14 protein-coding genes are annotated in these 6874 nt (G+C 39.7%); 7 read left to right on the top strand and 7 right to left on the bottom strand.

Going from position 1 to position 6874, the window contains the following annotated elements:
* Positions 1–1303: 1303 nt before the first annotated feature.
* Positions 1304–1837, bottom strand: coding sequence for a transposase (locus IQ242_RS12790; RefSeq protein WP_193960234.1), 534 nt, complete (start codon positions 1835–1837; stop codon positions 1304–1306).
* Positions 1838–1911: 74 nt separating this feature from the next.
* Between IQ242_RS12790 and IQ242_RS26745 the strand changes: the two genes are divergently transcribed.
* Genes IQ242_RS26745 through IQ242_RS12780 form a run of 3 tightly spaced genes read left to right on the top strand, consistent with a single transcriptional unit; the run spans position 1912 to position 2745 of the window.
* Entirely contained in the window at positions 1912–2046 is a 135-nt protein-coding gene (locus tag IQ242_RS26745) for a hypothetical protein (protein ID WP_255520652.1), read from the top strand.
* A gap of 32 nt (positions 2047–2078) precedes the next feature.
* Complete coding sequence (locus tag IQ242_RS12785; protein ID WP_052278148.1) at positions 2079–2333, top strand: antitoxin family protein; 255 nt, start codon at positions 2079–2081, stop codon at positions 2331–2333.
* Positions 2329–2745 carry a PIN domain-containing protein gene (locus IQ242_RS12780; RefSeq protein WP_072927006.1) on the top strand — a complete coding sequence of 139 codons (417 nt, stop codon included), beginning with the start codon at positions 2329–2331 and terminating at the stop codon, positions 2743–2745. The genes IQ242_RS12785 and IQ242_RS12780 overlap by 5 nt, the downstream gene beginning before the upstream one ends.
* A 50-nt stretch (positions 2746–2795) precedes the next feature.
* Here IQ242_RS12780 and IQ242_RS12775 read toward each other — a convergent pair whose 3' ends face one another.
* From IQ242_RS12775 to IQ242_RS12760, 4 genes are all read right to left on the bottom strand, one after another.
* A complete protein-coding gene (locus IQ242_RS12775; RefSeq protein WP_052278149.1) occupies positions 2796–2978 on the bottom strand; it encodes a hypothetical protein in 183 nt (60 codons plus the stop codon).
* A gap of 161 nt (positions 2979–3139) precedes the next feature.
* Positions 3140–3352 carry a type II toxin-antitoxin system HicA family toxin gene (locus tag IQ242_RS12770; RefSeq protein WP_002732521.1) on the bottom strand — a complete coding sequence of 71 codons (213 nt, stop codon included), beginning with the start codon at positions 3350–3352 and terminating at the stop codon, positions 3140–3142.
* The gene (locus IQ242_RS12765; RefSeq protein WP_002740526.1) at positions 3345–3551 is read right to left on the bottom strand and encodes a type II toxin-antitoxin system HicB family antitoxin; all 207 of its coding nucleotides are present in this window, start codon (positions 3549–3551) and stop codon (positions 3345–3347) included. Before IQ242_RS12765 ends, IQ242_RS12770 begins: the two co-directional genes overlap by 8 nt.
* A 28-nt stretch (positions 3552–3579) precedes the next feature.
* Entirely contained in the window at positions 3580–3765 is a 186-nt protein-coding gene (locus IQ242_RS12760; protein WP_193960233.1) for a hypothetical protein, read from the bottom strand.
* 101 nt (positions 3766–3866) lie between these two features.
* Here IQ242_RS12760 and IQ242_RS12755 point away from each other — a divergent pair, with 101 nt between their 5' ends.
* Positions 3867–4112 (top strand): DUF1902 domain-containing protein, encoded by a 246-nt coding sequence (locus IQ242_RS12755; RefSeq protein WP_012267127.1) that lies wholly within the window; start codon positions 3867–3869, stop codon positions 4110–4112.
* 243 nt (positions 4113–4355) lie between these two features.
* Here the strand turns inward: IQ242_RS12755 and IQ242_RS12750 are convergent, their stop codons facing one another.
* Together IQ242_RS12750 and IQ242_RS12745 are read right to left on the bottom strand one after the other, a co-directional pair.
* Positions 4356–4643, bottom strand: a complete 288-nt coding sequence (locus IQ242_RS12750; protein WP_052278150.1) for a DUF433 domain-containing protein — start codon at positions 4641–4643, stop codon at positions 4356–4358.
* A gap of 125 nt (positions 4644–4768) precedes the next feature.
* Complete coding sequence (locus IQ242_RS12745; RefSeq protein ID WP_128575308.1) at positions 4769–4981, bottom strand: hypothetical protein; 213 nt, start codon at positions 4979–4981, stop codon at positions 4769–4771.
* Between the two features lie 177 nt (positions 4982–5158).
* Here IQ242_RS12745 and ureA point away from each other — a divergent pair, with 177 nt between their 5' ends.
* From ureA to IQ242_RS12730, 3 genes are all read left to right on the top strand, one after another.
* Entirely contained in the window at positions 5159–5461 is a 303-nt protein-coding gene (ureA, locus tag IQ242_RS12740; protein ID WP_052278151.1) for an urease subunit gamma, read from the top strand.
* A gap of 19 nt (positions 5462–5480) precedes the next feature.
* On the top strand, positions 5481–5807 hold the full coding sequence (locus tag IQ242_RS12735) for an urease subunit beta (protein WP_002766755.1): 327 nt from the start codon (positions 5481–5483) through the stop codon (positions 5805–5807).
* Positions 5808–5872: 65 nt separating this feature from the next.
* Positions 5873–6760 carry an S-methyl-5'-thioadenosine phosphorylase gene (locus tag IQ242_RS12730; protein ID WP_193960232.1) on the top strand — a complete coding sequence of 296 codons (888 nt, stop codon included), beginning with the start codon at positions 5873–5875 and terminating at the stop codon, positions 6758–6760.
* Positions 6761–6874: the final 114 nt, after the last annotated feature.

Below are 6874 nucleotides of genomic sequence, written 5' to 3'. Positions count from 1 at the left end.
GCACGAATGCTTCGCCCGTACAGGGATTTAATGGGGAGATTATCGTAATTTTATCACAGGGATGATAGGCTAAGGTTATTGTCTGGGGTAGGGGCGAAGCATTCGGATAGAAAATCTAGGGTTTCAGTGATAGATTATGCACGAATGCTTCGCCCGTACAGGGATTTAATGGGGAGATTATCAGAATTGTATCACAGGGATGATAGGCTAAGGTTATTGTCTGGGGTAGGGGCGAAGCATTCGGATAGGAAATTTACGGTTTCAGCGATAGATTATGCACGAATGCTTCGCCCGTACAGGGATTTAATGGGGAGATTATCGTAATTTTATCACAGGGATGATAGGCTAAGGTTATTGTCTGGGGTAGGGGCGAAGCATTCGGATAGAAAATCTAGGGTTTCAGCGATAGATTATGCACGAATGCTTCGCCCGTACAGGGATTTAATGAGGAGATTATCATAATTGTATCACAGGGATAATAGGCGAAGGTTATTAGTTTATTGCCCGGGGTAGGGGCGAAGCATTCGGATAGAAAATCTAGGGTTTCAGCGATAGATTATGCACGAATGCTTCGCCCGTACAGGGATTTAATGGGGAGATTATCAGAATTGTATCCCAGGGATGATAGGCTAAGGTTATTGCCCGGGGTAGGGGCGAAGCATTCGGATATAAAATCTAGGGTTTCAGTGATAGATTATGCACGAATGCTTCGCCCGTACAGGGATTTAATGGGGAGATTATCGTAATTTTATCACAGGGATGATAGGCTAAGGTTATTGTCTGGGGTAGGGGCGAAGCATTCGGATATAAAATCTAGGGTTTCAGCGATAGATTATGCACGAATGCTTCGCCCGTACAGGGATTTAATGAGGAGATTATCATAATTGTATCACAGGGATAATAGGCGAAGGTTATTAGTTTATTGTCTGGGGTAGGGGCGAAGCATTCGGATAAAAAATCTAGGATTTTAGCGATAAGTTATTGTCCGAATGCTTCGCCCGTACAGGGATTTAATGGGGAGATTATCGTAATTCTATCATCGGCATAATAGGCGAAGGTTATTGTTTGGGGTAGGGGCGAAGCATTCGGATAAGAAATTTATGGTTTCAGCGATATGTTATTGCCCGAATGCTTCGCCCGTACAGGGATTTAATGGAGAGATTATCATAATTGTATCACAGGGATAATAGGCGAAGGTTATTAGTTTATTGCCCGGGGTAGGGGCGAAGCATTCGGATAAGAAATTTATGGTTTCAGCGATAGGTTATTGTCCGAATGCTTCGCCCGTACAGGTTATTTGCCCCTACATTGGCTTGAATTTATTAAGATTGTTTTCGTCTTGTTGCCAATTTTGCGGATTGTCAAGAATGTATTGCCGGATTTTTTGATAAGAATCTTCATTGCGAATGATATGTTCATAATAATTGCGCTGCCAAACTTTCAGGCGATCACCACATAAAAAATTGATTTTACGAGTAGAAATTGATTTAAAATTCTGCACAATAGCCCCCAAAGATTCCGGCATTGTACCGTGAGGATATTGCGAATCGTGTGCAGCCTTTTCCAGAGCTTGATTTTGTATTACTATAATTCCATGAATATGATTGGGCATGACAATAAAAGTATCTAGTTCAATAAACTTAAAATGTAGAGGCAGTCTATACCATACTGCTTCAACAGTATCACCAAGTAAATTTCGCTCCATATTTCCTTCAACAATTTCGCCAAATAAATACTGCTTCTGATAAGAACAAATTGTTATATAATAAGCTCCATTAAGTCTATAATCATAGCCTTTCAAGCGAATAGATTGTCGATATTTTTTCAGTTCATTCATGGCATGGCGGATGGGAGATTGATGGGTAGGGGCGAAGCATTCGGATAAAAAATCTAGGATTTCAGTGATAGATTATGCACGAATGCTTCGCCCGTACAGGGATTGAATGGGTAGATTATCAGAATTGTATCACAGGGATGATAGCCGAAAAAAATCCTAGTCAATCAAACAATCAAAAAAATCATAATTTAGACACAATCATCGGTTAAAATAATAGTAATTTAGAATTAAGGATTGAGTTATGCCGCAACAAACCTGTGAAGCCGTCTTTGAAAATGGCGTTTTACGTCCTCTTGGTAATCTCCAACTCAATGAAGGACAGTGCGTTAAACTCACTATAGAATCGAATTCAATTTCCCAGGTTACTTGTCAAAAATGGTCAGAAACGGGTATAATCGCCCAGTTAACAGCAAATCCGATTAAAATTGAAGACTTCCATCCTCTTACCAGAGAAGAAGCGAATGAACGCTGGTTAATCTCAACCCTTCTTTATTGATTCTAATATTTGGCTGTATCGCTTCATTGTTAATTGTAGCGATCCTAATGCCATCCCTAAGCAACAAATAGCGACAAATATTACGAATCAAGGAAACTTGATAATTAGTACACAAGTTGTTAATGAGGTTTGCTCAAATTTAATCCGCAAAGCAGGGTTTAATAATTTACAGATTCAAAATCTACTTGAAGAATTTACCCAAGGGTGTGAAATCTTACCTGTCTCCCTCGAAACCCTTGAGTATGCCGTGAAATTACGAGATCGCTATTTAATTTCATTTTGGGATAGCCTGATTGTTGCTAGTGCAGTTTTAGGCGATGCAACTATTCTCTACTCAGAAGATATGCAAGATGGTTTAATTATCAATAATAGCTTACAGGTTATCAATCCCTTTAAAGATTTAAACTCTTAAAAAGATCATTGACGAGAACTATAGCGTTTGTTATAAAAATGAAATGTAAACTAATCTCGAAAAACTGCTTTTTCAGCTTCTTCTAAATCGTCATCACTGATCACAACATCTTTCCATAAACCTTTAATTTGAGTCTTATTGCGAGAACCTTCAAGTTGATGAATGACCGTTTTTTTTAAGGCTTCTAATTCTTCCTGAATGACTTGAATCCGAAGTAGAACATATTGACTCATGGCAAATAATACCCTTACTCTTTGATTTGATTTTTTAATACTGCATATTTTATTGTATCACAGGGATGATAGCCGAGAGAAATCCTAGTCAGTCAAATAATCAAAAAAATCATAATTTAGACAGGATTGGGTGCGTTGTTCGTTCATGGGTTGAGATTGTTTTATAAAAGTTTTTTAAATTCTTCAATAGTTAATCCCGAACCTTTAATAATTGTTCCCATTGTATAGGCATTAATTGGATTAGCCCTTGGAATAGTGAGAATATGTTGTCCATCAGTCATGGTAATATGTTTTCCCTGTCGAACAATCTGAAATCCTGCTTTTTCAAAGGCTTTAATTGCTCGTTGATGATTAATTCCAGCAAGACTAGGCATGATTTAATTCAACTTCTACATAATAAGATTCGATCCCTTGATTTAATTCTGCAGCAACTTCTAAATAAGACTGAATTGCATCTTGAATATTATTGAGTGCTTCTTCTTTAGTTATCCCTTGAGAAGCACAGCCAGGTAAACTAGGACACCAAACGGCATATCCCTCTTCTGTTTGTTTGAGATTGACTTGATATTGCATATTTTATCATCCCGTACTTAATTGAAAATTAGGCAGCACCTAATGAGGGTTGGATAGGATTGGGTGCTTTGTTCATTAATGGCGTGGCGGTTAATTCAATTATAAGCGATTCATCGGCGATCATCAAAGGTTGGGGATTGGTAGTAGGGTTGTCAAAAAGGCGATCGCACTGTATAATCTTGATTAATATATAATACCAAATTTCTAAATCCATGACAGACATCCACGCTCGAATGCTTGCCAAACCTTCATTCGTTGTGACGCGAATAAAGAAAAATGGTATAAGCTAATTCTACTCACTTGAACTAAATCATCATGAATCAAAAACCGTACCAAGTAGAAGCATTTTGGGATCGAGAGGCGCAAGTGTGGGTAGCAGAGAGTGAAGATATTCCGGGATTAGTCACCGAAGCTGATACCATCGAAGCTTTAACAGCTAAATTACGACAGATAATTCCAGAATTATTACAACTCAATCATCTAATTACCATTGAACCTCAAAAAGCGATAACTTTTGAACTAATTAGTCATCGTCAAGAATCAATTGAGTGCGCTGTTTAGATGACTACTTCTTTAACACCTGCATTAAAAAAAATGCTCTCAGCAGCCAGATGTTATTTTGAACGTCAAGGGAAAGGAGATCATGAAATTTGGTATAGTCCTCTGACATAAAGAAGATTTGTAGTTGATAATAGTATTAAATCACGCCATACTGCTAATGCAGTTTTGAAACAAGCCGGATTATCTAAAGCCTTTTGAACGCTGTGGAATCTTCATCCATATATAAGCTAATTCTACTCATAATTAGGAAGGAGAATAATGTAATGCTTCAAGGCGATCTGCTTCCGCAGCTTCGTCTGCAATTTCTGATTCTATTGTTTCTTTATTAGTATGATAGTAAGTCAAAGCATCATAAACCTGTGCCAAAGATAGATGAGGAATTTCATCGGCAATCTCTTCAGGGCTATATCCTAATTTATACCAGATCACTATTCTTCGTACAGTAACAGCAGTTCCCGCAATAATAGGACAACCTCCATGAATTTTGGGATCGCTTTTTATAAAAGTGCCAATATTGATCTCTGTTAACATAACTTTCTCTGATTCATTTTCAACTAATTAAACTACATAGGATTCTATGCTTTTATCACCATTTTAGCATAGCCTAAACATTGGTCGGGGTAGGGGCGAAGCATTCGGATAGGAAATCTAGGATTTTAGCGATAGGTTATGCCCAAATGCTTCGCCCGTACAGTGATTTTCTGCAATTGAGGAATAACTGTTGCACAAGGCGGTTCAAAGTGTAATTCCAAAGCTTCTTGAAGATTTATTACTTTCTTCTGGTGTCCCCTAGGTCTGCATACTGTAATTCTTGGGCTGCCCATTTCTCCATTTTTTTTGCTCACCTCCACCTTGATTCCTTCTTTCAAAACTATACCTATCAATCGTTTCCCCTTTTTTTAAGTTTCTTCTCTTTTTGTTAAGAAAGATCTGACTAATGGATAGGAGGACCGGACATTCAAGATAAATTTTCACAACTCGATCGCTACAACTATCCAGCCAAGAACTACAATAACCCTAGAATCTGTGTAAAAAAAGGCCTATCTATGCAACTTTCGCCCCAAGAAAAAGATAAATTACTCATTTTCACGGCGGCACTGCTCGCCGAAAGACGCAAAAATCGCGGGATCAAGTTAAATTATCCCGAAGCGATCGCCTATATTAGCGCCGCCATGCTCGAGGGTGCCAGGGAAGGTCGTAGCGTGGCTGAATTGATGAGTTACGGCACTACTTTATTAACTCGCGAGGAGGTAATGGAAGGTATCCCGGAAATGATTACGGAAGTGCAGATCGAAGCGACTTTTCCCGATGGTACTAAATTAGTTACCGTTCACAATCCCATTCACTAACAGGAGATTTTTAGCAGTTATGATTCCGGGAGAAATTATCACACCATCCGGGGAGATCGAGATTAATGTCGGTCGCGACACCCTGCGTATTTCTGTGGCTAATACAGGCGATCGACCGATTCAAGTGGGTTCCCACTATCATTTTTATGAAGTTAATCAGGCCCTGGAGTTTCAGCGCGAATTAACCAAAGGAACCCATCTGAATATTCCCGCGGGTACATCAGTTCGATTTGAACCGGGAGACACGAAAGAGGTGGAATTAGTTACCATCGCGGGAACTGAAGAAATTTATGGCTTTAATGGTTTAATTAATGGTTCCCTCAAGGGCAAGAAAAAGAAAAAGTAAGGCCTTAACGTAATCGCTCAATTATGGTAAAATCAAGGCAACGATAACTAATTCTTTCCAAGACTATGACGACGGTAAAAATTGGCATCATTGGCGGCAGTGGTTTGTATAAAATGGATGCCCTCAAGGATGTGCGGGAAGTATCCCTCGATACTCCTTTTGGTTCTCCTTCCGACGCTTTAATTATCGGGACTTTAGAGGGAACAGAAGTTGCCTTTTTAGCGCGTCATGGCAGAAGTCACCATTTTTTACCGACCGAATTACCCTTTCGAGCTAACATTCACGCTCTCAAACAATTAGGGGTTGAATATATTATTTCCGCTTCGGCAGTTGGTTCCCTCAAAGCCGAAGTTAAACCCCTAGATTTAGTCATTCCCGATCAATTTATTGACAGAACTAAAGAGAGAATAGCGACTTTTTTTGGGGAAGGAATTGTTGCCCACGTGGCCTTTGGTGATCCCGTTTGTCCCCAATTAGCCAACATTTTAGGGGATGCCGTCGCTAGTTTAAACCTACCGGAAGTTACCTTGCATCGCGGCGGTACATACCTCTGTATGGAGGGGCCGGCTTTTTCTACTAAAGCGGAATCAAATCTCTATAGAAGTTGGGGGGCAACCGTCATCGGTATGACCAATTTAACTGAGGCAAAATTAGCCCGAGAAGCGGAAATTGCCTACGCTACCTTAGCTCTAGTTACCGATTACGATTGTTGGCATCCCGATCACGATCATGTCACGGTAGAAATGGTGATCGAAAATCTACACCATAACGCTATTAATGCCCAAAAAGTGATCCAGGAAACGGTGCGCCGTCTGGTAGCTAATCCTCCCGTTTCTGCCGCTCATTCTGCCCTTAAATACGCTATTCTTACCCGTCTAGATTCTGTTCCCGTCGCCACTAAAGAAAAATTAGCTCTCTTTCTGAAAAAATATCTTGAAGAAGTAGAGAAATAGCCGAGAAAAGTCGCCGATGAATCTAGAAATGGGTCATTTTTCTCCCTGTGATCCAGACGATCAATTTGACCCTTAACGAAGGCAGGGGGCAGGAGTCAGGAGATAGGAGATTAT

This window comes from Microcystis sp. LEGE 08355 (assembly GCF_015207185.1).
Taxonomy (GTDB): domain Bacteria; phylum Cyanobacteriota; class Cyanobacteriia; order Cyanobacteriales; family Microcystaceae; genus Microcystis; species Microcystis panniformis.
The sequence above is the reverse complement of the archived record's forward strand: the minus strand, read 5'-3'. Positions and strand labels throughout refer to the sequence as shown.

Coding starts and splice junctions, on each gene's coding strand:
- IQ242_RS12775 (WP_052278149.1), bottom strand. CDS start 2,978: ATGAGTCAATATGTTCTACTTCGGATTCAAGTCATTCAGGAAGAATTA.
- IQ242_RS12730 (WP_193960232.1), top strand. CDS start 5,873: ATGACGACGGTAAAAATTGGCATCATTGGCGGCAGTGGTTTGTATAAA.
- IQ242_RS12750 (WP_052278150.1), bottom strand. CDS start 4,643: ATGTTAACAGAGATCAATATTGGCACTTTTATAAAAAGCGATCCCAAA.
- IQ242_RS12785 (WP_052278148.1), top strand. CDS start 2,079: ATGCCGCAACAAACCTGTGAAGCCGTCTTTGAAAATGGCGTTTTACGT.
- IQ242_RS12765 (WP_002740526.1), bottom strand. CDS start 3,551: ATGCAATATCAAGTCAATCTCAAACAAACAGAAGAGGGATATGCCGTT.
- ureA (WP_052278151.1), top strand. CDS start 5,159: ATGCAACTTTCGCCCCAAGAAAAAGATAAATTACTCATTTTCACGGCG.
- IQ242_RS12770 (WP_002732521.1), bottom strand. CDS start 3,352: ATGCCTAGTCTTGCTGGAATTAATCATCAACGAGCAATTAAAGCCTTT.
- IQ242_RS26745 (WP_255520652.1), top strand. CDS start 1,912: ATGCACGAATGCTTCGCCCGTACAGGGATTGAATGGGTAGATTATCAG.
- IQ242_RS12735 (WP_002766755.1), top strand. CDS start 5,481: ATGATTCCGGGAGAAATTATCACACCATCCGGGGAGATCGAGATTAAT.
- IQ242_RS12790 (WP_193960234.1), bottom strand. CDS start 1,837: ATGAATGAACTGAAAAAATATCGACAATCTATTCGCTTGAAAGGCTAT.
- IQ242_RS12760 (WP_193960233.1), bottom strand. CDS start 3,765: ATGGATTTAGAAATTTGGTATTATATATTAATCAAGATTATACAGTGC.
- IQ242_RS12755 (WP_012267127.1), top strand. CDS start 3,867: ATGAATCAAAAACCGTACCAAGTAGAAGCATTTTGGGATCGAGAGGCG.